The sequence below is a fragment of the Kangiella koreensis DSM 16069 genome, from assembly GCF_000024085.1.
Classification (GTDB): Bacteria; Pseudomonadota; Gammaproteobacteria; order Enterobacterales; family Kangiellaceae; genus Kangiella; species Kangiella koreensis.
Genome location: NC_013166.1, coordinates 39168 through 64528, shown reverse-complemented (window position 1 = coordinate 64528; position 25361 = coordinate 39168). Strand labels below are relative to the sequence as shown.

23 protein-coding genes are annotated in these 25361 nt (G+C 37.8%); 12 read left to right on the top strand and 11 right to left on the bottom strand.

Annotated elements, in window-relative coordinates:
- Positions 1 to 16 precede the first annotated feature (16 nt).
- The 6 genes from KKOR_RS00285 to KKOR_RS00265 form a co-directional block, all read right to left on the bottom strand.
- A complete protein-coding gene (locus tag KKOR_RS00285; protein WP_012799996.1) occupies positions 17 to 448 on the bottom strand; it encodes a hypothetical protein in 432 nt (143 codons plus the stop codon).
- Between the two features lie 117 nt (positions 449 to 565).
- Positions 566 to 1204 carry an Ntn hydrolase family protein gene (locus KKOR_RS00280; RefSeq protein ID WP_012799995.1) on the bottom strand — a complete coding sequence of 213 codons (639 nt, stop codon included), beginning with the start codon at positions 1202 to 1204 and terminating at the stop codon, positions 566 to 568.
- A 46-nt stretch (positions 1205 to 1250) separates the two neighbouring features.
- A complete protein-coding gene (locus tag KKOR_RS00275; RefSeq protein WP_012799994.1) occupies positions 1251 to 2378 on the bottom strand; it encodes a DUF3800 domain-containing protein in 1128 nt (375 codons plus the stop codon).
- Between the two features lie 66 nt (positions 2379 to 2444).
- Positions 2445 to 2651, bottom strand: a complete 207-nt coding sequence (locus KKOR_RS13745) for a DUF6527 family protein (protein ID WP_407635489.1) — start codon at positions 2649 to 2651, stop codon at positions 2445 to 2447.
- A 113-nt stretch (positions 2652 to 2764) separates the two neighbouring features.
- Positions 2765 to 4168, bottom strand: coding sequence for a ThiF family adenylyltransferase (locus tag KKOR_RS00270; RefSeq protein WP_012799992.1), 1404 nt, complete (start codon positions 4166 to 4168; stop codon positions 2765 to 2767).
- A gap of 1 nt (position 4169) precedes the next feature.
- Complete coding sequence (locus tag KKOR_RS00265; protein WP_012799991.1) at positions 4170 to 4823, bottom strand: multiubiquitin domain-containing protein; 654 nt, start codon at positions 4821 to 4823, stop codon at positions 4170 to 4172.
- A gap of 114 nt (positions 4824 to 4937) precedes the next feature.
- Here KKOR_RS00265 and KKOR_RS00260 point away from each other — a divergent pair, with 114 nt between their 5' ends.
- The 7 genes from KKOR_RS00260 to KKOR_RS00225 all read left to right on the top strand — a co-directional run bounded on the left by KKOR_RS00260 (position 4938) and on the right by KKOR_RS00225 (position 9571).
- Positions 4938 to 5651, top strand: a complete 714-nt coding sequence (locus KKOR_RS00260) for a hypothetical protein (protein ID WP_012799990.1) — start codon at positions 4938 to 4940, stop codon at positions 5649 to 5651.
- Entirely contained in the window at positions 5648 to 6016 is a 369-nt protein-coding gene (locus KKOR_RS00255) for a hypothetical protein (RefSeq protein ID WP_012799989.1), read from the top strand. The genes KKOR_RS00260 and KKOR_RS00255 overlap by 4 nt, the downstream gene beginning before the upstream one ends.
- A complete protein-coding gene (locus KKOR_RS00250; RefSeq protein WP_012799988.1) occupies positions 6009 to 6827 on the top strand; it encodes an ImmA/IrrE family metallo-endopeptidase in 819 nt (272 codons plus the stop codon). Before KKOR_RS00255 ends, KKOR_RS00250 begins: the two co-directional genes overlap by 8 nt.
- A 915-nt stretch (positions 6828 to 7742) precedes the next feature.
- Positions 7743 to 8027 (top strand): hypothetical protein, encoded by a 285-nt coding sequence (locus tag KKOR_RS00240; RefSeq protein WP_012799986.1) that lies wholly within the window; start codon positions 7743 to 7745, stop codon positions 8025 to 8027.
- Positions 8028 to 8041: 14 nt separating this feature from the next.
- Positions 8042 to 8662, top strand: a complete 621-nt coding sequence (locus tag KKOR_RS00235) for an MT-A70 family methyltransferase (protein WP_012799985.1) — start codon at positions 8042 to 8044, stop codon at positions 8660 to 8662.
- On the top strand, positions 8625 to 9287 hold the full coding sequence (locus KKOR_RS00230; protein WP_012799984.1) for a hypothetical protein: 663 nt from the start codon (positions 8625 to 8627) through the stop codon (positions 9285 to 9287). Before KKOR_RS00235 ends, KKOR_RS00230 begins: the two co-directional genes overlap by 38 nt.
- A 23-nt stretch (positions 9288 to 9310) precedes the next feature.
- Positions 9311 to 9571 carry a hypothetical protein gene (locus KKOR_RS00225; RefSeq protein WP_012799983.1) on the top strand — a complete coding sequence of 87 codons (261 nt, stop codon included), beginning with the start codon at positions 9311 to 9313 and terminating at the stop codon, positions 9569 to 9571.
- 99 nt (positions 9572 to 9670) lie between these two features.
- Here KKOR_RS00225 and KKOR_RS00220 read toward each other — a convergent pair whose 3' ends face one another.
- Genes KKOR_RS00220 through KKOR_RS00205 form a run of 4 tightly spaced genes read right to left on the bottom strand, consistent with a single transcriptional unit; the run spans position 9671 to position 15445 of the window.
- Complete coding sequence (locus KKOR_RS00220) at positions 9671 to 10252, bottom strand: condensin complex protein MksE (protein WP_012799982.1); 582 nt, start codon at positions 10250 to 10252, stop codon at positions 9671 to 9673.
- The gene (locus KKOR_RS00215) at positions 10245 to 11651 is read right to left on the bottom strand and encodes a hypothetical protein (protein ID WP_012799981.1); all 1407 of its coding nucleotides are present in this window, start codon (positions 11649 to 11651) and stop codon (positions 10245 to 10247) included. The genes KKOR_RS00220 and KKOR_RS00215 overlap by 8 nt, the downstream gene beginning before the upstream one ends.
- Before the next feature lie 31 nt (positions 11652 to 11682).
- Positions 11683 to 14727 carry a hypothetical protein gene (locus tag KKOR_RS00210; RefSeq protein WP_143715019.1) on the bottom strand — a complete coding sequence of 1015 codons (3045 nt, stop codon included), beginning with the start codon at positions 14725 to 14727 and terminating at the stop codon, positions 11683 to 11685.
- Positions 14636 to 15445 carry a hypothetical protein gene (locus tag KKOR_RS00205; RefSeq protein ID WP_012799979.1) on the bottom strand — a complete coding sequence of 270 codons (810 nt, stop codon included), beginning with the start codon at positions 15443 to 15445 and terminating at the stop codon, positions 14636 to 14638. Before KKOR_RS00205 ends, KKOR_RS00210 begins: the two co-directional genes overlap by 92 nt.
- A 147-nt stretch (positions 15446 to 15592) precedes the next feature.
- Here KKOR_RS00205 and KKOR_RS00200 point away from each other — a divergent pair, with 147 nt between their 5' ends.
- The 5 genes from KKOR_RS00200 to KKOR_RS00180 all read left to right on the top strand — a co-directional run bounded on the left by KKOR_RS00200 (position 15593) and on the right by KKOR_RS00180 (position 24697).
- On the top strand, positions 15593 to 16462 hold the full coding sequence (locus KKOR_RS00200; RefSeq protein WP_012799978.1) for a WYL domain-containing transcriptional regulator: 870 nt from the start codon (positions 15593 to 15595) through the stop codon (positions 16460 to 16462).
- Between the two features lie 157 nt (positions 16463 to 16619).
- Positions 16620 to 18290: an esterase/lipase family protein gene (locus KKOR_RS00195; RefSeq protein ID WP_012799977.1), complete on the top strand. Its 1671-nt coding sequence runs from the start codon at positions 16620 to 16622 to the stop codon at positions 18288 to 18290.
- Complete coding sequence (locus tag KKOR_RS00190) at positions 18290 to 22096, top strand: Ig-like domain-containing protein (protein ID WP_012799976.1); 3807 nt, start codon at positions 18290 to 18292, stop codon at positions 22094 to 22096. The genes KKOR_RS00195 and KKOR_RS00190 overlap by 1 nt, the downstream gene beginning before the upstream one ends.
- A complete protein-coding gene (locus KKOR_RS00185) occupies positions 22089 to 22592 on the top strand; it encodes a hypothetical protein (protein ID WP_049756746.1) in 504 nt (167 codons plus the stop codon). Before KKOR_RS00190 ends, KKOR_RS00185 begins: the two co-directional genes overlap by 8 nt.
- Positions 22593 to 22870: 278 nt before the next feature.
- A complete protein-coding gene (locus KKOR_RS00180; RefSeq protein WP_012799974.1) occupies positions 22871 to 24697 on the top strand; it encodes a hypothetical protein in 1827 nt (608 codons plus the stop codon).
- Here KKOR_RS00180 and KKOR_RS13625 read toward each other — a convergent pair.
- Entirely contained in the window at positions 24668 to 25318 is a 651-nt protein-coding gene (locus KKOR_RS13625; protein WP_041295970.1) for a hypothetical protein, read from the bottom strand. The genes KKOR_RS00180 and KKOR_RS13625 overlap by 30 nt on opposite strands.
- Positions 25319 to 25361 lie beyond the last annotated feature (43 nt).

The window sequence follows — 25361 nt, the reverse complement described above, 5'->3', positions numbered from 1 at the left end:
TCCGAAAATATAGTCATTATTTCTTACAAACTGGCTCCACGTCAGAATACATTTCTCCGAACAAGGGTTCTTTTATGTAAAGTGCTTGCCTTTTACCTGAACAGTCGATCGATACCAACCAATCTTTTTCTCTGATCAGATCAAACATCTTCTTTGGTCTATGATTGATATTTAGAACCTCTGCCTCTACTTTTTTTACTTGCACTAAGTATGAACTTACCTTGTCCCTTAAAGCACCATTCGGCTCAGCAAGTCGTGAAGAGGGCGGATATAAAAAGACCATCGCAATTACGGCTATAAAAGTACTGATTGATGATAAAACCCAACTAAGCTTCCTGTAAAAGAACTTAATAATAGACAAAATCAACAGACAACAACCTAATACAATCAGAACTACCTTAGGTTCGTAAGCAATAACACCTAACTCGCTGCTAAATGGAGCAACCATGTAAAATACTATCCCTCCTAAGAGGAGAGATAGTATTGCTTGAAGCCATATGTTTATAATCAAATAAAATTCCTTTTATAGTACAATATACTTATTTCATAACAACTTCGATCTAACTTAAGTTTTCCAATACTCCACTGGTACCATTCCTCTTACCTCAACAGAATGAAGATAGCAATCAAATGCCTCAGACACACTGGGATTCACCTTTGCAACATAAGCGTAAAGCTCTTTCAGAATTTCTGTATGGTAGGATAAACTACAGTTAATATTCGATAAGTCTTTTTCTGGTCTGATTTTTGCCTTGAGATTGGATAACTCCTCCTTATAGTCAGGTATTTTAGCCCAAATCAATGATTCCCCCACTTCTAAAACATGAATCCCTTCGGGCTCTTGTGATTTGATAAACGCAACCCTGCTTACCTCACCTTCTGGACTATCAGCACCATAAGTAAAAAGCCAATTCGTCGTTTTTTTCCACTCAGACTGATCACCTGAAAGGTTATTACAGCACTCTTGTGCTATTTCTATTATCTCATCGACAAAAGTAATTTTTGCGTCAGCTATTTTCGACTTAAATTCACTAAGAAGTGGGACATAGCCACTTCCGGTAACTATGCCACCTGACCATTGTATAAGTTTTTGTCTGTCGTCACTAATAACGTATGCAACCTCACCATTTACTTGATATGTCTCACGTCTATCAGCAGCAATTAATACGTAAGCATCAAGTTGTAGCGCAACAATCATTGTCATTAGTCGGTAACCTTCTCAAGAATAACCCTCAGATAGTAGCTAATTATTATGCGCATATCCCTTGTCTACATTCTATAATTATATCCATTTTTGACATTTCCTCATAACAGTCTATTGCATGCAAGAATCCCATATTTCTATCACGCGACTCAGCAATTAGATTCAAGAGTAAATCGATATTTTCTTCTTGCAATGAGTTTAATGAGTGCATATCCGAATATATTTTCTCTTTATCATTAGTATTACAGTAGGAACCTAATTTCCCCAGAATACCAACTACAACATCTGATAACTGTATTAATTGCTCTGATTTAGAATCAGCAAATGAGTAATTATTAATTTGTCTTGGGCCATCCATAATTATCTGCTTTTCTAACAGTTCCTCTATCGAGTTTTCTTTATCAAAAATATGTGTAGAGTTTATAAACGTGTAGATAGGGCGCATATAGAACTGTGAGAAATCATTTATTAGGATAAAGTCCTCTTCCCCCATGACAAATGGCAAAGACCCTTTCCTTCTGCATTCTTGCAATATTTGTCTAAGCGACTCTAACCCAATGTGAAACTCCGGTTCATTAATATATGGAAAGAACAATTCGCTCATTTCTTCTATAAATGATAACACTCTATTTTGCTTTATATTCGGATATTCGTACTTTCGGAACAATGAAACCATAGAGTTTATTTCTAGCCTGGCCAATTTATACAAATCATTCTTCAATACATTAATAAACTGTGCGCTTATTTTTTGGCTTATCTCTGAATTTACAATGGCTGAGTCAACAATGTCCACAAGTGACCAATAGAGAATGTTTATACTTGAGTAGTGGATATATAAATTATTACTGACTAGATACTTCAGAAAGAGGTTCAGATTTTGTGATTTCAAGCAATCAATGAAGCTCCCCCGTGCGATATGGTTAAATTTCACTTCTTTGGCAGTACTCTGTAATCTCAAACTATCCTTGAGTGGTTGTACGTCAGGTGAAACTCCTTCAAAAACCAAGCCACCTAACACAAAGTTATTTGTAAATGCTGAATTAAACCCCGTTTCTTTGATGCGGAACTTTCTTATATTATTCGTTTCGTCATAGTAGAAAGTGTAAGCACCATCAAAGTTTATTTCTGGATTGAGCAATTTTATCTGCGCTCTGATTTCACTTATATCTATCATTATAGCGATCTCATTATGTGTCCGGCTCTGATAGCCAACAATAGTCTTATGTAATTTTCAAATTATTTATATAACCCATTTGATTTCACCTCCTACAATCCAGAAGTGGCTCTTGCATCCAGCATTACGCCAAATTGAGGGCGTAATATTTAATTCACCATCTAAAATTGAAGCATTCCATACTGGTCGAGATCCCACAAGGTTCAAATTTACCAACTCACCGCAGCCACAAGGACATTTGAATGAAAGACCCCATGCAAATCCAGCATCCATTAGATAGTAACATTTTCCATTCCGTAATTTCTCTGGCAGCTCTTCACATCTAACAGCTGTATACTTCTTATATCTCCAACGATAATAATACGAGTACAACTTTCTCAAGATCTTCACGCTGCATCCTCTTCTTGCATGCTAAGTACGGGCATCCCCAATAAAGGCACTACATCTCCCAAGCCTATATAACGCGCTAGACTGGTGCAAAGAGCTGTATCAGGTCTTTGTTTAATGTAACCTATATCAACTGAGATTAACGTCTCCGCTGCGCACTTTTCGTCCTCAATATCCCCGCGATATCCATGTATTCTCGCCAAAAGCTCCATTACAGAATAGCCTGCTGCGATCATGTTTAGGGGCATTACTGCCGGTCGCTCAACATCCACCCCCGACACATAACCTAAATTTAACTGTTCTTTGAAGTGATCTGGATTCGCACGCTGCATGGCATCTGAGCGTAGTGCCTCAATATCAAATATTCTTCTTGATAAAAAGGATTGTCCGGGCTGTATATAGTGGATAGCTGCCGATATTGATTCAATCTCTCCCTTTGATTCTGCTCTAATAGCCACACCAGCATCTATGTATGGAAGTAAATAAAATGCAGCTATCCTGCAAAGTATTTGGCGTGCTTCTCTATTATCAACACAGCCCATGATCAAATCACAACCAGCTATATGCTTAATGACATCTGGTGTTTTTAAGTCGTAAGGTAGTTCGGTGATTTTTGTATCTAAGCCCGTAGTTGCTACGCTCATTCTTAACAAACTCGTTTTGTTAACCTTGTTCTGAGCATCTTTCTTCGTCGAGTAAAGTATTCGGTTAAGATTTACAAAATCAACGTGATCTGGGTCAACAGTAACAATTTCACCAACTCCAGTTCTCATCAAGGATTCATTTACAAGGCTTCCGATTCCCGATGCACCTATTACAGCAACACGAAGATTACTTAAAGCGCTATATGTACCTTCACCAAACGCTTGAACTAAACGTTGCTGCTCCGGTTCTACCTTTTTAGTAACACCGTTCCGGTACCAACTGAGCCTCTCTCCAATGATTTGTATACAATTGACCGGCTTAAAACTGCCATCATCTAATACGATACGAGCACTCACATTATCCTCACACATCACCAAGCTTGCGTGAGGCCCCACTGGATTCCATTCATAGAAACTTGGTAACAAGCTTTTATCACTTTTATCATCTACTGCTGAAAATTCAGCAATCCCGTCTGGGTGTGAATGGCACTTGATAAGACAAATATTCTCTTTTTCCAACCTCCCTAGAACTGGTATCAATGTACTGGTTTCCCATAACACTTCCTGCGGGGTTCGCTTTATATAGGCGGATTTGGGCAAGGAAATGATTTCACGAACTAATAACCGTGTCTTATCAACTCCCTGGGCAATCGAACAAAGAGCAAATGCTACAGCTTCCTTTTTATCACCAGGGAAAAGATGTTGTTTTAACTGGTTAAATTCTTCATATCTAAAGGTTATCGTATACTCCCTATCCATCTCATTTGACCTCTCTTGTTAAACATTGGTTTACAAGGGCTAGATGAGTTTCAATACAATCTACGCCTGGCCGCCAAACGTTCTGATTGGCACGGTGTCTTGACCATCTTTGCCATATTCTCCCGTCGAATGATTCCGTCGCAAGTGCCTTTATAGTGTGTCCTGACACTAATGAAAGGGCAGGATAGACGTAAAACATGTCTATCTGTGTATCCGGATACGAAGTGTCTATCCTCAAATACATATCCACTTCACTTACATTGTAGCCATCAGGCACAGGGTAGTTATATATAACCACCCTCATTACTCGACCTTCAGTAGTGGTCTCCCATTGTAGTCCTGACGCCTCTAGGAACTCGGTATCTTCAGACGGAAGCTGAAAGTCCTTTCTCCCTTGAAATCCTTCACGACACTCTCGTTCCAGTGTTCTGAAGCGTTCTATCCCCGGTTGGGAGAGGTCAATCTTTTCATCAAGTGATATTTCCTTTGGTTGGCCATGTCCACTAAGAATAAGTAGATATTGTTCTACGGGAGTTTTTCCCGCCATTATCAGTATTTCTCGACCGGTGATACTCGGTGAATCTACAGTAAAGTTGTTTTTATCAACACGAAATCTCCATTGAGACCCGTTGTTGTCATGGTTATCGTTGCTCATTGTTTGGTCCTCTATAATTACAAATATGCGAAATTTTGTTTACACTTATTAAAGCTGATAGCGTTACACTTGGATTTGTAACGCTTTTGGCTTTACAAGGAAGAGGTAAAATTAATGACGCAACAAGCTATAAAACGAAATAGAGAAGCGGAAGTTGATTGGGAGGAACTCATTCTAGAGATTCAAACGGCCCCAGTAGACGGATTAACAGAGAGCCATGGTATTCTTTATGTTGCCATCTACGGACTAATGACAGTTCGCGCTCAGCAGTGGTTAGAAAACCACCATCTTGCTCAAGCACATGATGGAGCTTTAACTGCCATAGGTATCGATAAGATATTTAAAGAGATCTCAAAATTTACTATTCCTGAAGATACATCATCAGGTATTCGCAAAGCCTTTATAGCCTGGGCCTTAAAGTGCAGCGAAAGAGAATGGTCAAATCCTAAATATCAGCTCACACAAACCGAAATTAGTATAGCCCCTGATACAATAGAAGAGACTTACCAATCAACCTCTCCTTCTCCTGAGGAAGTCCTAATAACTGAGGTTCCTTCTAATACACCTGTCTCACGTTCTGTAACCGAAAAGGCTTTAAAGCTAAGAATCCTCGAAGAAGAATTGAATAAGCTCCAGCCAGCAATGAAAGAAGCCTTACTCGAATCCGAAGATTTGAAAAGTATAGAAAACCCTAATGCACGTGGCAAACAAGGTGAGGCAGCTTCGATTGCAACAAAGCACGGTTATAAACCCGGAGCAATTCGAACCTGTAGAAATAGGCTGCTTAAGAAGGTTCTTGAAAGGTTTGAACAGGAGGTCAAAGCATGAATAAAATTCCCAAACGTAAATTCATATCAATTTCAGATATTGAATACAGTCTCTTGCTACACGAGGTCGCTGTTCTTAATGGTTTACAAGCACCTGAAACACCAGATGAGGTCGCTGCTTTTGAACACAAGTTTGCAGATGATATTGTTCAAGCGAACAATTTTCGTCCTAGCTTAAATGACATTCTGCAATTAGCGCAAGAGATAAAAAGTTCTAACTCAGCTACCATTTATCCAAAAGCGTACCCTGTAACCGAAACGCGCTATAGAATGGCTGCTCGTAATGGAAATGAAATAACTAAGGAAACGGAACAGCTAATGGAAGAAGCTATACAGCTAGCCAAGGACAGACAGAAGAATGATTAACCCAGAGCATATTATAGAGTTTGCAGAAGGGCTAGCCGAACAACATAAAGGAAAATCTGGTGGGGGAGACCCCTTCATTGCTTTTAATGATTATGAGGTTCCAGTGGCACAAGCTAACTTTAACGATGCTTTCGAAGGGTTGTTGCGCTTTCATGATGAGGAATTTCAGGTCTTTATCAATACAGGAAGCGCCGGCGTTCCTAGAACCATCGGTCGCTGTCGATTTACGGGCGCCCACGAGTTTGGGCATTTCAGTATTAGCGAACATCGAAATGCAATAATGCTCGGTGATGGATTCCACAAAGACATTACTGGCTTTTCTTCAAGAAATCCGATGGAACGTGAAGCCGACATTTTTGCTGCACATTTTTTAGTACCGACAAAAGCATTGCAAAAACGCTATCGTAATCAGGACTGGGGTGCCAAGGAAATTATCGATGCCGCTAGACACTTTGAAACCTCAATTACTTGTGCAGCACTACGCTGCCAATCATCTCTGCCTGGTAATAGTGCATTAGTTCTATGGGGGCCAACCCATGTCCGCTGGCAAAAAATGGATTATAATTGGTGGTTTGAACTCCCTGCTAAAAGTATTAAGAATGCCGATGAGCTCATTCCTGGTTCAGCCACAGAAGAATTATTAAGAGGTGGGGTTGTTCCTGAATGTGGATATCTTTCGCGCGGAACAACTCGCTCGGCATGGTTCAAGCGGGTTGCTAATTGGTCTGCCCGCAATACCATTCTACTCGAACAAGCTATTCCTTTAGGAGATTATGGTTGCTTAACAATTCTACGGCCAGACTCTGTATAGTAGATACTTCCAGTTACCCAGAGCCCAGCGTCTTTAATTTATTGTATATGACTACTTAATAAGGTAGTGAACTCATTAAGCTATACTACCCCAAAATACTTTATTTTAAATACACTTTCGAATAATACGATTCGTCACCATTATGAACAATTGTATGTCATATCTTAGACCTAAAAGGGTCAAATGATTTCTTTGCTCTCTTCCTTACCATGATGCCCTTAATATTTGGGAGTTCCTCTCCAGGAATTAAACTTATTCTATTCTCTACACCCATCAAGGGCTCTTCAATCCCATCTCTTACAGGGTAGTCTTGCTGAGTTACTATTTCCCCTACCAAATTCATCACAAAACTCATACAAGCAATCTTTTGTTTAAAAAATTAGCTTAAACGCTGTTGTTGCATTCAAGCCTATGCATATCATCGATATTATAAGTCTTGGTTCTATAAATAACGCGCCGTAAACGGCTGAGTGTGGCTCTGCAAGATAAAATAATCCAGTACCTGTAGCTAAGCTCAAAACTAATTGAGTAATTATCCTTAAAGTTTTTTCTTCCCTATTCATTGATATACTTTGCACAACATTACATACGAATGGCTAGCGCAACGCCAAATACCTACCCAGCTTATTCAAATACAGTCTTTCAAGTAGCCTGTCCATTAAAGCTTATATGCTGCATCTCCAACACTCAACATTCAACTTGATTCTAGTGTGGCTTCACATGGATGTATCTTTCCCCAAATAAATCACTACAAACCTCAACTGTAACCATCTTTCAGTAATAATGGTCTTTGCAGCCATTTATACATAAATTTATGGTCAAAGACGTTAATTTTATGACTTACTTCCTTAAAAATATTATAATTTCATATAAAAGTATGTATTTTAATCAGTTTATCGTGTAATATTTTCATATATGAAATACGACGAATTTAAAAGAAACGTTGGAAAAGCTGGGATTACCCTGGGTGAATTCGCTCGGCTCGTCAAAATCAATCCACGTTCACTGTCTAATTACTCGCGCCAAGATAAAATTCCCTCACATCTTGCTGTAATTGCCCATTTGATGGGTGAGCTAGCAGATCATCAGATTGACTTTAAGCCCAAATTAAGTTCGTTAGACATAGAGCCCAAAAAAATACGCGGAGCAGCTGAAGAAGGCAGGTTTGCCGGTTCTATTCAGAATTCTCTACCTCAATAAGTAGGAGTTGTATTATGAAATACCCTCGAAGCAAGTATAAAGTTTTAGTAATTGATCCACCTTGGAACCAAGGGAAGACAGGTAAGAGAAAAGTTAGACCAAATCAAAATGTTTGTTTAGACTATGAAACTATGACAAAAGAGGAACTCATGCAACTTCCAGTCGAGGAGTGGGCAGAAGACCAAAGTTTCTTATGGTTGTGGGCGACAAACAGTAAAGACAGAAGTACAAAAGAACCTATTCTCAAGTCAGCCTTTGATCTGATGGAGCACTGGGGATTTACTTTTTACACAATGATCACCTGGAACAAACGAACGGGGCCCTGTCCATTTGGTCCTTATCAGATTACAACTGAACACGTATTGTTTGGTTATAAAGGTAAGGTTAAGTTTGAACGAGAAACTCTTGGAAAAATGCAGACACTCTTTACAGAGACTCCGACCATACACTCTGTAAAGCCCGATAGCTTCTACCAGCAAATTAATACTTTATTTGAAGGAAAAAAGCTGGATGTCTTTGCTCGACAGGTTAGAGAAGGCTTTGATGGTTGGGGAAATGAGTATGGAACACTTAAAGTAAATGATAACAGGAGCTCTTATGCCAGTAATTACCAAAATATTCTACAAGGAGTCTAGTGATAAATATTGGATTTACATCGACAATGACTACTGTACCTCTGTCCGAGCAAGAACATTTAAAGCTATGGATCTTGAGGTGGGAAGGGAGATAACTTGCCCTGAGTTAAAAGAACTCGAAAATCATCATTTTAAACATCAATACGGGCAAAAGTCATGGCAACAAGAAAAGGTGAGAATTGACAAAGTAAAAGAGATAATAGAATCCGTCAGCCCTAACTTATCAGTATCAATTGTGGGGTTTGGTGCTGATAGTGATGAATTTATACCACAACATCCAGACGAATCAGGTGCTCCTGATTTAGCGGTAGTCAATAATGATACCGGTAGCATTGTGATGCGTGTGGAAGTCACAGGTACAGAAGCGATGAGAGGGAGTGATTACTGGGTGCGCCCAGACAAGCTTACCTACTGTCAGAACCACTCAGATGAAAATGTTTGGATTGTATTACACTATCAAAAGCCTACTGAAAAGTTTGTTTTCATCAAGCCAGATCCTACGAAAGAATACACACATAAAGTCATAAATATCCGAAATACAGATGAGCATTATGTGATTTTCAATGATACGTCCCCTGAGGTTAAACCCGAGGAACAATTTAGACAAGAATTGCTCCTAAATTAGATATTTTCGAATGAGCAAAGTTAATGAGTAATCACAAACAAACCATCATAAAAAAGTTAACTGCACATCCTGGAGTATTCTATCTGGCCTTTGTTGAGAATGAAGCATCATGGGCATGGATCGGATTGGCTGGGCAAGGCCAGTATGATTTCACTCTAATTGATGATCCTAATCTCGTAACTACTATTCAAAAGATGACGGATGATAATGAATTGGTATGCTTAGAGAGCAAGCCAGCATCAGTACCAGGCTTATCTTTAATATTCTATACATTATCTATCTAATAAGGTCATTCCTTATTCTTGATTTCTTCCACTCTTATCTTCTATATAAGTAATGAAATCAAAAATCAACGGCAGCTTTAAACGATTCAGTAAATTAGTTTATTCTGTTATCCTTTCTAATGCTCTCGTTTCTGTGTCACTTATTATTTCTTCATACAGATACTTTCCAGCTGAGGACAGGATGTAACGCTCAGCTTGTGTTTTAAGAAATACCCCACGATCTACCAATTTTCCATTAACCGTTTCTGATAGGGGTGTCTTTAAACCACATGCTTTTAATATTCGCTTTTGCTCATCTATTAACCCAATCTCATCTATCTGCTTTGACGTTAACCCAGCATCTTGATCTAATAAGATACCTGGCGGTAAGCCCAAGGAATACACACCTCTGCAAATAACAGTCAAAAGCACCTGGATATTAGCAGCAACCTCATTGTACTCATCCGCTCTATCAATACGCGTAATGAAATAAGCTTCGTCATTAATCTGCTTAATTTCAAACCCTATTAATGAATATAGATAGCGGTATATATCTAGACTACCTATTAAAGCACCAAATTTTGGTGATCGCTGTAGTTCGCCTTCAATAATCTCATATTTATTAATAATCTTCCCGGCCATGAAGTCCTTATAGATAGCTCTTGAGTCAAAAACATCTAGTCCTAAATCAAAGTCATTCATTTTTTTCAAACTCCAACGACTTAACTAAATAGCTAAGTCTTTTAGATTTATACTCTATCGTGCCCCTTTTGAACGTCTGTGTTCTCTTTATCGTCTCATCCACGAAGGGTACTGCATCATATATGTCCCGCAAATCATAACCTTTAAGACCTTCTTTTAAATGTTCATGAATTGCAAAATACAAGTCGTTAACATCTTTCATTGGCTCAAACCTTTCCATAATTTTCTTTATTCGATTCACCCTCTGATAGTTTTCATGTCGTTCTCTAGCAGTCTTCCCATTCTCTCCAGGCTTTCTCTTCTTTGCATTAAGAGCACTTGCATGCTGCATTTTAGCTCGTATATATTCCTCTAGGTGTTTCGTTCGAGAGCTCTCAGGCAATTCAATTAATGCACCTGTTATTTTTGATGAATTCCAATTTACTAACCCCTTAAACTTCTTTGCCTCTGAAAATATAGTGTGCTCGAATGGAATACTTTTCCCTTTTAATTTTGTGTCTAGCCTAGTTACCACTTCCGTATATAGCCTGTTAAATCTACTTTCTATGCTATTGTATATCTGACGTTGAAGTCTATCCATCTCAACATATCTACTTAATTTCCTTCGTATTTCTCCTATTACCTCAGCATACGATAAAAGTTTCATTTCGATAGTGTAAATATTTCCATATTCATTATAGAAGCTTGTTCTCTCAAAACTTTCCCTTATCCTGCGTATTAAATACATAGCACTTTTATCTTGTACCATTCCTTTTTCATTGAGAAATATCAAAGTCGGCTTAATGGTTCTTTGGGATATTCGAATAATCTCATCCAATGCACTACTAACCTGATCAGTCATTACCATCTTGTTAAAGTTATGACTATCCAATATTTCGGATAGCCGCTTAGAACTTCCATCTAATGCTTTGGCATTGTGATCTATTTTTGAAAGGACTTCTTGAAGGGTATCCATAAGTGAAGCCAGATTTTCATTAAACGTGTCATTTCCTCGTTCATATGCTCCACCTAGAGGTATGAAGTAATCATAAAGCTTCTTCATTTGAACATATATGATATCCAAATCAGGCTTTCCTAGCTCTCTTATTCTTCTGGAGTCTAGGTTTTGTATGGTTTGTAGAAGCCCTCTATTCAAGCCAAACTGACCACGCTTATGATTAATGAAGCTTAACAGTCCACACTCTTGCATGTTGGCAATACTTAAGGCTGCCTTTATTCTTTTCTGATCAGTCTTTCTTTCTATCCTCTTAATAACATATTGGCTAACCACTGATTCATACGCGGCAGTTTCAAATCCCACTACTGTTTTGGTCTGATCAGAATAATGGTCCAACATAGTGCAAAATATATCCACATGTTGAAAAACCGTGACAAGGGTATTCTGTGCATTAGTATCCATATCCCACTCTTATTTCGCCCTAGAATTCATGCTATGCACTATGACCGATTTCTTCTAAACGCTCTTCCATTCCTGGATAGTAAATAATTTCAGCCTTTCCAATGATTTCATCATCTACGACTCTGAATGTTGAAATTGGATGATATACGCTCAGAACACTTGCTATTATCCCATTTTGCTCTGGGTTTGCGGCAAACAAAAACAATCCATGTTCCTCCATTACTTTTAATATCTCTTTAAAGTTCTTCTCATCAAGGCTGCCGACCTCATCAAAAACAACCGGCATGTTTAATCCTATATCTTCTGGCACCATGTCACTCAACAATAGTGCTAATAACACTGCATTAACCATGCAATTTGTACCATTCGATTGTGGTATAACTTCAACAGTACCATTTCGCGTAAATCGGTAGCTTACCTTTTCAATAATTCTCGCAATATCAATCTTTCCAGCCCTTTTGATATAGAAATTATTCTGAAAATCAGCTATTTGTGTATAAAAATCCTGTGTGTTTAATATATCTGTTCTATTGCCTGTTGAGTTCAGCGTTTTAATTACTTCGGTGTATTGAGGGTGAAGCTCCGCAATTAATTCAACCGAACTTAAATTAGAGATTTTATATTTTTTCATTTCATCATTTAACTGTTTAAAGAATGCCTTAATCCAACTTTCAACATTTTCAATAATTTTTGTCACCGTGGCATTTTGATTGTTATGATGCTCTAATCTTTGCTTAAAGCTTTCCAAAGATTTGTCTATGTTTCTAAACACTGACTCCAGACTGTAATAATAATTATCTAAACTTCCATCACTCTCTTTTAGTCGATACCTATCATCAACCTCTGATTCAACGATCCCTTTATCCAAGAGCTCCCTAGTTTTGTTTATTGTCTCTTCGTGCTCATTTATCAACTTCCCCTTCAATTCCTCAAGCTCTTCTATTTTACTCTCGATGAGCATAGCAGCTCTTTCTTTCTCGCATGACTCTTCATGTTCATCTAATACTTGCTCCAATTTACATAAATGCCCAGTTGAGAGCTCTATCGCGTGTAACTTCTGGACATAATTCTGAATATCTGCCTGATATTTTTTAATCTCTGAAGAACGAGAATGTTCTTTTTCCATAGCAATTCGTGTTTCTACCCTGTGACGCTTCACTTTTTCAAACTTATCATTCTCCTCTTTATATTTTTCCTCGGCTATTTGTAAGTTAGCCACTCCTATTTTGATACTGGCCATTATTGAATCAAACGCTTTCAAGTCATTTCTATTCTGTTTTAACTCCTCTAGTTCATCTTCACATTCCTGTAGCTTTTTAGCCTGAGCCTCTTTTGTTAGTAAACTATATTCTTTGTTTTTCTTGATTTCTAGGCTATCTTTATGTATCCAACTATTGAGCTCTTCTATTTCATCTTTATATTGCTTTATGTAGTCATCGCTATTTGTTTCTATAAACTCTGTGGTTATCAGTTCAGAATCACAAAAGTACACCCTTTGCTTTGACAGGGTTATCAGCTCACAAAATGACTCCGTGATTTTCTTTTGTTCTTGGCTTAATTTGACAGAAACTTTACCAAAGTCTTTATTTAAACTAAGCAGTTTACTACCTGCGCCTGCTTCTAATTCATCGAATAATGATGATTTATTCTCAGTATGCTCTATTGTTTCAGTCAAACATTTAACTCTATGCTTATTGGTTATAACTCTTTTATTCAGCTCTTCCATTCGTCTTATTGCTTTATTCTTATCTTTTAAACTTTCAATATCTTCCTGGCATAATGCTATCTGTTCGTTTAAAGCTAACAATATTGACTCATCACTACCATCATTTGGATTTAAAGGCTTAAGATGACGCCTTGTTTCTTCAACTTTCTCTATAATACTTTTATTTCTCTCCAGGCTTTTCTTTTCCGATTTAGCATTTATTTTTGCATTGTCATAACTCACTTTAACCATCTTATAGTTTTCTTCCACTGATTGATGATGCTTGTCTGCTTCCTCAACTCTTTTTGCTACTTCTTGCACCTCTTTCTGATTCTTGTTTTTCTCTGATTCGACTAAGTAATTAATATTTTTAAATTTCTCTATAAACTCGCGTTTCGTTTCTTTAAAACTCTCTCTACTCTTTTCCAATGATATCCACAGATTGCTATTGTCCTTAACAACATTTAATTTTGAATTTAGTTGTTTCAGTTCACGCCATTCATCTAATTGGGCCTCAAGATCCAACAGAATTCCCTCGCTGTTATTCCTTTTCACTGCACTCATTGATTGTCCATCTAGAATTGACGCTATGGCCATAGGCAGTGATGTTGTTGCTGCATTGCTTAGATCAAAAGCCATATTTAAAAGAGCGCGGATAGTTTCTGTCTTATTAGAACTATAGCCTTTTATCATCGGAAGTAAGCAGAATCGTGAATCATCATTATCATTGGACGTTCTCGTGTATATAGATTCACCTATGGCTTTTCTATCATTAAAGGGTTTCCCGCTATAGGTTGTTATTAACGTTTTTTTGATTCCTTTGCTTTCTATATCGCTATGTAACTTTCCTGCATTCTCGTTATTTTTTGATCTTCCATCCCAAAACAAGTGCTCTATCTCATCATAAGATACAGGCAATGCAATTCTTTCATATCTTAGTTCTGTCGTTCTGTACAATACCCAACAAAAATCTCCTTTAGGATTTGATGCATTACAAATAATGTATGAATCTGCTCCGGGAAAATAGTACAAATACGAGTCAAGATCTTCAAAAAACTTTCTTCCTGATGAAAATCCGAATTTCTCACTTTGTCTTTTAAAGCTAATTTCAGGTAACAAAAATAATTTAAGTGCGGATAAGGTTGAGGTCTTACCGCTATTGTTATCAGCAATAATGGCAGCATGTGAGTCTACTGGTAATCTCACATAATAGTTGGATCCACTATTTACGAAGATTAACTCTTTTATTTTATATTCTCTATTAAACTCCAAACTAAAATTATTTTTCTGCACGGTAGCTCTCCTGCTCAATAGTTTTTTTATAGTAACGTAAAGCGCTGATAATCCTGTCTGTTTTTTCAGTAATTCCATACACTTGGCTTAACTCCCCCAACTCCTTTTCTGTCGCTTCTCTCCTTGACTTCACCAGCCTTTCCTCTAGATCCTCTGGGATTAGATAATGTATTTTTTCTTTTTCGAGTCCGGCAGAAATTAGATTGGCGTATATTCTTAATCCTCCGAGGTCGATGTCAAAGAGGCAATATACTTCTCCTTTAAATGCTTTTAGATAAGGAATTATTCTACGATTTGTAATGCTGTTTCCAGAGCCATAGATAAATTCAACATCATCCTCATCCATATCAACATTACAAAAGTCCCTAACAAACTTAAAAGTATCTTCCTTAAACAAAAAGCACTCTTCATTTTCTATGATAAGCGCATTCTTTCTGTCTGGAGAAGGGCAGGACTCTTCATCTTTGAAAACTCTGTTAATAGGAATGGCCTCATTGGCATACCATACAGCTAGCATTGCTCCATTAACCTGACTTAAGTGCGTATTGCCGCTAAGGCTTGCGGCACTTCGTGTACTTTTATTAGCTGGCTCAATCAATAACAGTATTTCGTCAAATATTTTTTTGTCTTTAACTTCAACTCTATAATCATTGCCGCCATATGCCGTAACACTCAATGCTTGGCTCATACTCTTTTGGCTGATACCCAAGGATAAAAGGTTTTTCTTTGCCTTGGTCCAATCTACAGGCAGTCCCCGCTCAATACGAAACAACACTTTTCTAAGGTTTTTAACCATTTTCTTACCTTACAAACAACTTTTATGTATCATATGATATGTAAAATCGTTTGTGAAGCGTTTATATTCATTAAATCAAATAGCATATATTCTTCTTCCTATATACCATATGATATGTAAAAATGCTTTTTTGGATTGTTTGTGCATATGATGAAAGATTTAGACCCATCTCTGTTGGCTCGATATACATTTCTCGATTTCCTCCTCTTGTTCAAAGGCGGGTTTACCAGGTCGGAGCTAGTTACTCGTTTTGAAATCGGTGAAGCAACCGCAAGCCGCACCATTGCAGGCTATCTTGATTTATTTCCAGATACCGTAAATTATCTTGGTCCGAGAAAGGGGTATATTGCTAAAAAAGGGATCAATCCTAAATTTGACCACAACCCAATTGAAGGGTTGCTGTATATTACATCTGGGCTTGTCCAATCTCACTTTAATGTTAAACAATACGGTCCCCCAGAATATCGATTCCAGAAAGAGCTGGATATTAATATTGTTTCGGCCATTACTAGAGCAGTAGTTAATGAGCTTGAAGCTGATATTCGCTACATATCCACTACTTCCGGAGTCACGACACGGGGTTTAGCCCCCCATGCTATTTTTTACGCTAATAACACTTGGTATTTTCGTGCTTATGATTTTAGTAACTATGAATTTAGAACTTTCCGGTTCAGCAGGGTTACCTCAGCGATTGACTTAGGCAGTTCGCATTCCCGTAAGTATAGTAGTAAACACGACGATGCCTGGCATAGAATTAGAAAAGTGCTGTTGCGTCCGCATCCTAAAAACCCTAACCCTGATGCATTATTTCTTGACTTAGGTATCAGTGACAAAACCATCAAAGAGTTGCTAATTTCAGAAGCTCTATTAGGATTTGTATTGACCGACTTAAGGGTAGATTGCTCTAGTACTCACCGTCTAAATTATAATGAGTACCCTCTAGCTCTGAGCAATAGAGAAGAATTAGCGAATGTTAAATCAATGCTATTTGCTCCGGGGCATCTTACAAAGAAGTAATTAAGCTAATTCCCTAAATTTCCATCTCTATAGGCTCTGAGTATTACTTGATATCTCTGACCTTATTGTGTAGTTTGACTCAAACATAATTATTATTGCATTATTAATCATAGCAATATCCAATAAATATTAATTAATATCAGGGAAGGAAGGATATATGAAAGCTATAGCTATTCTATTACTGCTTACACCTTTAGTTACTAGTGCTAACAGTCAAACTCTAGAGGGAAAAGCACCTATAGATTATAAACAAACTAATTTTCAAACTACTTCTACAACTTTATCTAGCAGTTCACAGTACCCTGCACACTCGGGAAAATCCCCAAAACCTTTTGATAAGATCCGAATTCCATCTGGCACTTTCATTGTTGCAGATACCGGAGTAGACAATGATGTTTATAAATATAGAGATGATACCAAGGAATATGATTTCTCTTTTGAATTAAAGATTGATAGGTATGTTGGAAATGTAGCCTTACTGAAAGAAAATGATCTTATATCTGAAACCTTCAAAGTGATCATTCCAGCTTTTGATGTGGATCCAAATGGTGGCGAACAAGACTGCGATGGTGATGACATTCTTGAGAGTGTTTATCCGGAAATTAATCAAGTTTATTTTAATGGAGAGTTGATAGGAACACTTCAAGGAAACGATAATCTTTGGGAATTATCAAGAAATACCTTCACTCTTCCAATTGAAAAGTTAAATGTTCCTACTCAAGTTGGTGAACGCACAACCAATCTTGTTCAAATTAAGAGTGATACCGCTAATAAAGACGTCCCTCTCAGTGGTGGGGGTGTTGGATGCAAAGTCTGGGCAACTGAAATCGATTATGTTGCAATTGATTTTGATTTAGTAGATCCAGTAGTCTTTCTAGCGGGCCTGTCAGGTAATCAGCAAGCGTTTGTAGATAGTAATTTCCAAGAAGCTTTAGCCGAAGATGGAATTCCAAGTGATGTGATTGGACATTCAATAAATGCTCAAATACCATTTTCTGATCCTGGTTGCTCAAATACACCAATATCATTTAGAACACATGCCGAAGAATTCAAAGAACAGATAAAAAGCTTAAGCATAAAGTACCGTACCAATACATTTAACCTGGTAGCCCACTCAAAGAGTGGATTAGACTCAAGATGGTTAGTCAATGATACTATAATCAATCATGAGCTAGTAGAAACCGGCACGCTTGATGGTACTAGAATTAAAAATCCATTGAAGTTCAATTCAATTGCTAGTTTAGGCACGCCGTTTGAAGGATCTGTTGCGGCTACTGCGATGAGATATGGTCGCATCCCGATGGGACATCTCATTATAGAGTTCGAAACCGATTATTGTGATTTAGATGTCGGCGTTTCTACTATATTTTCATATTTTAACCCCTTTCCAGACGATATGAATTTCTTAGCCATTGGCGCCGATATTGATATCGACAATGATGGGGTAATTAGCGAGCATGAGAATGTTGGGAATCAGATCCCGTTCTTGCCTCTTTCTCAACAAATGTATGATCTCTTGAAAGATACGATGTACATAGGCATTTCTGGGTATACTGACAATAACCCATATTGCTATGATCCATTTGGTTCTTGTGTGTCTGTTAAATTACCAGTCATAAGCGAAGTAATAGCTTCTGAACCTCAGTATAATGACACAAGCGTTACTGTTAACAGCGCCTTACCTTATGATGCCGACTTGAAACTAGACAGCGATGGTAATCATGGAACAATCGTTCTCTCCGCCGATCCCGAACAACCCCAAAGCGGGATGCAAGATACGGTCAAAGATGAAGGTATAAATGGAATGTTACAATGGAGGACTAAATAATGAGAATAATAAAGTATATAATTTTTCTGATCCTGTTTATTTTATCGCTACCTATCTGGGCTAATGTGCCGCTTTTAAATCCACAAATAAACATATCAACTTCTCACGATGGCTCGACTTTTAGCCAAGAAGTAGAGTTACCATTTAGCAATAACATTCGAATTAGGATACCCGATGTAGCTGAACTGCACACAAGCAATATCGCAATACAGACACCCAGTGGTGACGTAATTAATCAAGATAATGCGAACAGCTTTAATGCAAGTTTTTACTACCATCAACCTCAAAATAAACAAGAACAATTTTTCGGGCTTGTTAACAGTTGGATAATAACACTCAACAACGTACCTGAAGGCAAGTTTATTATTTCTGGAAACGTCTCTGGAACAAATGATGTACCAATTAATATTGAGGTTGTCGATTCTCCGATTAAATTTGCTCTATTTATCGGAGAGCCCAATAAGAGAATAACAAACAACTCATGGACACCTATTTCATTATACCTAACCTCCCCATCTAGTAAGTACACTGATGCAAGTGTTCATTACCAAATATTTAAAGACGGTAATTTACTGACAGATAAAATAGTGAAGGATGATGGTCTGGATACTGATTTAGTAAGCTCTGATGGCTTATATACATTGATGTTCAAGCCTGATACCACAGGGGTATATACGGTTAAAATGGCCATCAAGAATATAGATGACTCCAACCTTAACTATAGCTTTAATATACAAGATAATTTTGAAGTTGATTCTTCAACGATAGTAATAGATAAAAACTATATAGAGGAAGTAAACGATACAAACTCTAATGGTTTTAATGATGAGCTTATAATTAGTTTCCCAATACTTGATAGCACAGTCTCAGAAGGGTATTTTAGCGTATACGCTAAGTTGAAAAGTGCTGAAGGAGATGTACTCGAAGACTTTCGAAGAATCGAAATCACAGAAAATAAAATCTATGTCAAATTTAACGGATCTGAACTTCGAGAGCTTAATTATTCTGGAAGTTATCACTTCGAAAAGTTTCACTTAAAATACATTGACACACCTGTTATTGCATATGAGAATTTAAGAGACACCTCCTATTACCCCAATAGTACTTGGGAAAGGTCCAATCTAATATATGCTGATTCTTTTACTGACGAGCCAATTGATCTAAACAACGACGGTATTTACGATCAAATAAGAATAACCTTTGATGTCGATTCTATCTTGAGTGGCAATTACGGCCTATCAACACACGCTATTACAGAACTCAATATTGAAACGGATGTACTTGGAGTGCCATCTTTCACCCTTAATGAAGGCCTAAACACCATTGAGTTAATTGTCGGTGCAGCTGATTTTTCTGCCCTTGGCGAAAAAACAAATCTAACATTTAAAAACCTGTTCATTTATCCACTTTTTAATGCCGACGCTTTACTAGAAGTTGATCATGTCGGAACCACCAATGTATATGATTGTTGGTACTTTGCAGGATGTACTAATGGCCCAAACACTCCACCTATTGCAGTAAATGACACTGCATACACTGATGGTCAGACTGTTTCTATTAATGCCGCCTCAAACGATATTGATGATGATGGGGATCTAATCAAAGTCAATGCTATCACTCAGCCCATCAACGGAACGGCTACTATTGTTGGTAATGCTATCCATTACACTCCTAATGAAACATTTGAAGGCCACGAGTCATTCGAGTATGAGATTCTAGATGTCCATCCAGTAAACAATGTATGGAAAAGAGGTAAAGATACAGGTGTCATCACTGTTACTGTTTTAAGAAATGCTCCTCCCATAGCTAACGACGATACGTTTGACGTCGCAGTAGATGGAGAAGCTCAATTACCAGTCTTGGATAATGATACAGATGCAGATGGAGATAGACTCTATATAAATGAAGTAACTTCGCCCGAGAATGGCACACTTACAAATTACGGGCATATCATTGTTTACAAGCCAAATGCTGGGTTTTCTGGTATTGACACATTTGAGTACACGATTGTAGATGTCGACGTAGATACAAACGTTGCAAAAGGTGGAGTCGACACTGCTACAGTAACCCTCAATGTCGGAACCATTACTAATACAGCACCTACTGCTGTAAACGATGAGTTCAGTGTTGAAGTGGGTGAAGAAACGATTTTAGATGTCATAGCAAACGATTACGATATGGATGGTGATTCGGTATATATCGTTGAATATTCTTTGCCCATCAAAGGTAGCATCGACGCTGTTGATAATAAGTTCATCTACACATCTTACTCAGATGCAACAGGTCAAGATTCATTTGTATACAAGATTACTGATACGAAGGGCGGGGAAGCTATTGCAGAAGTTACCCTTTATCTACTTCAAACTGGCTCCGCTCCAGTCAGTAACGATGATTATGTCACCACTAGTAAAAATACAAGTGCTAGCATTGAAGTATTAACCAATGATGAAGATCCTAATAACGAATCTATTTTCATTGTTTCTTTTACCCAACCTTCTAATGGTATTGTTACTAACAGCGATGATATTTTAAATTATCAACCAAATCAGGACTTCACTGGTGATGATTCATTTACATATACCATTAGTAATACGTCAGGTTATGAGAGTACATCATCTGTTTTTATCACTGTTACTAATACCAACTCGCTCCCTACTGCGAATGATGACCATGTAACAACCAACTTAAATAATCCCATAAGTATAGATGTCTTGGCGAATGACTCCGATCCTGATGGCGACAGCTTAAGAATATTATCGGTTACCAGTCCTTCGAATGGACAAGTAGAGATTCTTGGCTCTAATATTGTCTATACTCCTAATGAGCTTTTTACAGGTAACGACCAATTTGGATATACCATTACTGATGATATATCTGGAGAAGCTAACGCAACTGTCAGTGTTTCTGTGGTTGATGATAATCTTGCTCCTGTAGCTGAAAATGATTATTTAGAGATTTTTCCCGGGGAAACTATAGTAGTTGATGTTTTATCCAATGACTTTGACCCCAACGGAGATCCTCTTAATTTAATTAGTGTCGCCCCTGTTGAGTTTGGTGAAGCTAGTATTGTAAATAACAAAATCCAGTTAACGGTCTTTACTGGATTTTTAGGGACATATAGCTTTTCATATTCAATATCTGATGGCACCCTTGAGTCTTCAGCTATGGTTACCGTCAACATAAAGGAGCCTTTAAATCAAAGTCCTACTTTAAGAATTGAATCCCCCATGAATAGCCAAGTATTTCTTTTTGGAGACGCTATACACTTTAGTGGTACAGCTAATGATCCCGAAGATGGTGATATTTCCGGTAACATTCATTGGGAGTCAAACCTTGATGGAAGCTTAGGTATAGGCCAGCATGTCACGGCAGTATTATCCGTCGGCGATCACATAATTACTGCTACCATCACTGACAGCAACGACAATACTGTATCCAATAGTATTGATATAACTGTTGAGCCGTTAAATGGTACTGAGTTCACAAACTCGATCAGTCATAATATCCCGGATAATAAAGGCTATGGCGTTGTTTCTAGTATCAATGTACCTGTGGAGCTCGATGCAACCAGTATCAGTGTTTATGCAGACATCGTTCACGATAGTAGTAATGACATTTCAATCCAATTGATTTCACCTGCTGGTAAACACTATAACTTAGTAAATCCAGGGCAATATTCTCCTGGCCAAATCTGGACTTTACCTCTCGATAAAGTTTCCAGTAAAGGAATATGGTCATTAAAAGTATCGGACCAAAAAAAGGGCGTTGTCGGCACTTTAGATTCATGGCGGATCAAATTTGAATGATCGAATAATTTTCCAAATTTTACTCTCATTTCTTTTGGGGGGGATCATTTTCTATATCTCCGCCCCCCATAGCTGGGGGCTGGGCATGTTTTATCAGGAGCTTATATATGGTTTAAGCTCCATCGCTGCCAGCTTTTTAATTGTATCAATCCTCAGTCTTATGCTTCATAAGAATAAGAAGAAGCATTTCTTCTTAAGCTTATTCTTTTGTACGCTTGGCGTAGTCATTGTTGGTATTATTAACCCTGCAAATCAAAGATATGCCGAACCATCTGCTGCTTTATATGAAACAGTACAGATTGAGCTACTAGAAGCAGGAATGCCAGACGATCTCAAATTCACCATTAAGAGTAGAAGAAAAGTTCCTTTTGACTTCTTTTCCGAACATAGTTGGCCAGTATTAATACATGGCCATAAGGCGGGCAAATTAAAGTATGGGACCTATATTGAGCAATATGGTAATGGTTATTTGGTTACATATGAAAATTTTGATTAGAACAATTCATCATTGCGATGAACATCGCCGAGTCTAATCCTAAAACACACAAGCTGCTTGTATAAGAGATCTCTTACACGTTATTACGCAATATCTGCTAGCCTCCAATTCCAGGCTAAATATAATGCTTTCGGCTTGGGTTGCCTTCTCTGCGTATTGATACGGATATGAATTCGCCTGTCCTGCAACCCAAGCTTCTTTATCAACTTACAGTCACTAATTGCATCTGTTTCCAACGAGTTGTATGGTATGAAACTTTTAGAACAACAATAAATATCATGTTAAAACAAGGACTTGATTACTACCTTCAGAATATCTCATTAGCTATTGGTGACAGTCGCTATCCCACTTGGACCACCATAGGATATGGATCATTAAAACATGGAGATGTTAATGAGTCTGAGCCGTTATTGAAGTTAATTGCCGCGCCTTTAGTTAATAACGAGACAATAATTCATGAAGCCAAATTCTTTGAGCTTCCTATTGGTGGCATTGAACTGTATCAGTTACGACAAGCCTGGCATCAAAAGCAACGAAGTGATTATTACTATCGAAAGCCAAAACATGAGAATCTTGCTTTCTATATCCAAGCAGACCAATTTGAAATCGTTGAGCTTGGATCAATTATCCACTTGCCTGAGTCAAAATCTAACCCTGTGATTGCTGACTTGGCAAAATCCAAATACCTTAAATACCGTATTACTCATAATCATGTAACCAAATCTCTCTATGTTCCTTGCGTAGAGGTCTTTCGATTTTATTATTCTTCATCCACAAGTCTGGCTCAACAAGCCTTTTCAGGCAAAAAAGCAGAAGAATGTTTGTTCAATCCAAAATATACCTATGAAAAATTCAACCAACACTTTTTGATGCTTCGCTCTAGAGTAAGAAATATTGATGCACCTTTTGTCGGTAGAATTGCCTTCGACACTTATGCATTAAGGGCATTTGAGAACATTTACGAGAAATCTTTTCACTCAACAGATAACTCTACAGATAAGCATTTAATTTGTTATCCCCCACTTAATCAAGTGACTCGCTGGAATATTAATTGCATTAATCGTAAAGAGGGGATATTCGTTACTCATATTCTTTCCTGTGCTGGAGAGTTTCCTTACCATAACTTAATCTTTAACCGTGATAACAATAACCAGTCAGGAATAAGAGATACTCCTATCACAAAGTTTCGCTATATCACCAATTCTAGACCTCAACTTGTTGAGGGTAGCCCTGGTGATTCTGCTGATCCATTATCTTCCCCTGATCCGGAAGATACTTCTGGGCCATTATTAGGTAATTTTCCTCCACCAGCTATTAACCTGACACCTTTAGCCTTTGAAAGTGATGTTAATAACCCCGTATTTGAAGGGCTTCAAGACTCTCGCATAGATCAAGTAAAGAAGATGTACCTGGTTAATCCAGAAACCAAAACTATTGTTATTTATACTGGTAGTGAGGTTATAGAAGCTCTTTCAACAGCAAAGGGTAGTGGGTTATTCAATAAACGGACTTTCCAGTTATCCGTAATCCGAGATCATGAAGATAATATTGACAAGTCAATTGAGTCTATTTTTGATGTGATCCCTTTTGTAAATCAGAAATTACAATCTATGGAGCTGGATGATTTTCAATCTACTCTTTTATTCAATACCAGCCATCCGCTTTATCCACATACAACTGTTCTACCTGTTCTTGTGCCTGATATTAAGAAAAGCCTGATCTTTCCAGATAGCTATTATGAACGCCAATATTACGAAAATGAACGCCATAGCCAATACTTACGCCCAATTGCACTATTCACATTAATTTATAATGGGTATTACTTTTATCTGATTGAGTTTCTATCATATGATGGTAGTACACATGCGGGGATCTCCACTTTATTCTTCTCTGAATTTAGCCCTCATTACTCAGAAGATTTCATTGTTCAGCAACTTTCTATTTACAGTAAATTTGGACAAACCTACAAATCACGTGCAACGGACTTTGAAGGATCTACCGCAAAATTTGCCCATCGCTTTACCCACCCCAAAAATACTGATGTGGAACGTAAAGCCCAACATATTTACGATACATTAATGTCTTCTTCTGAACTCTTCGAATAGGAGTTTTTCATTAGGACTAAGCTTCTTTGAAACATCTAAGCCTAGTTCTCTTGCTAACCCAGATCTAGTGATAGGAATTTGGTTTTTCTGCATATACAACAAGCAGCTCTGCATTTCTTCTGTGTTAACCCTATACCAGCCTTTGTTTAGATCCCTACGTACAATTTCATCTAACCAATAGGGCATGCCTTTATTTGCGGGATCAAAATGACTTATCCCTAGCCCCAATTCTTTACCTACTGCTATAAAGGTATCGGGCCAACCCACCAATAGTCGATCCACCACACTTAATATCTTTAATCTCACCTCTGGGGACTCATCTTTAAAGTTGTAATATGGTCTATTCTTAGTAAGAGGCTGGTAATTGGTACCGAAAGAGCTGCATAACGTTTCCCATATATTGAGTTTCTCGCTTCTTATTCCGTACAGCGCATAAACTATTCGCCATAATCCCTGCATAAATATACAAGCTCTTAGTCTCAAATTTTCATATTCGAACCAGCCCGTTTTTACTGAATCCTGTATTGCCAATAGTAGTTTGGGTGTTTCGAACTCTAAAACAGTGTTATCTACCCTTAGATTATTCCAACAGAAAGCACAGTACCCAATATCTTTCGACATAGGGCTGGTTTTTGTTGGGTCTATAACACTCGAGCAGTGTGGG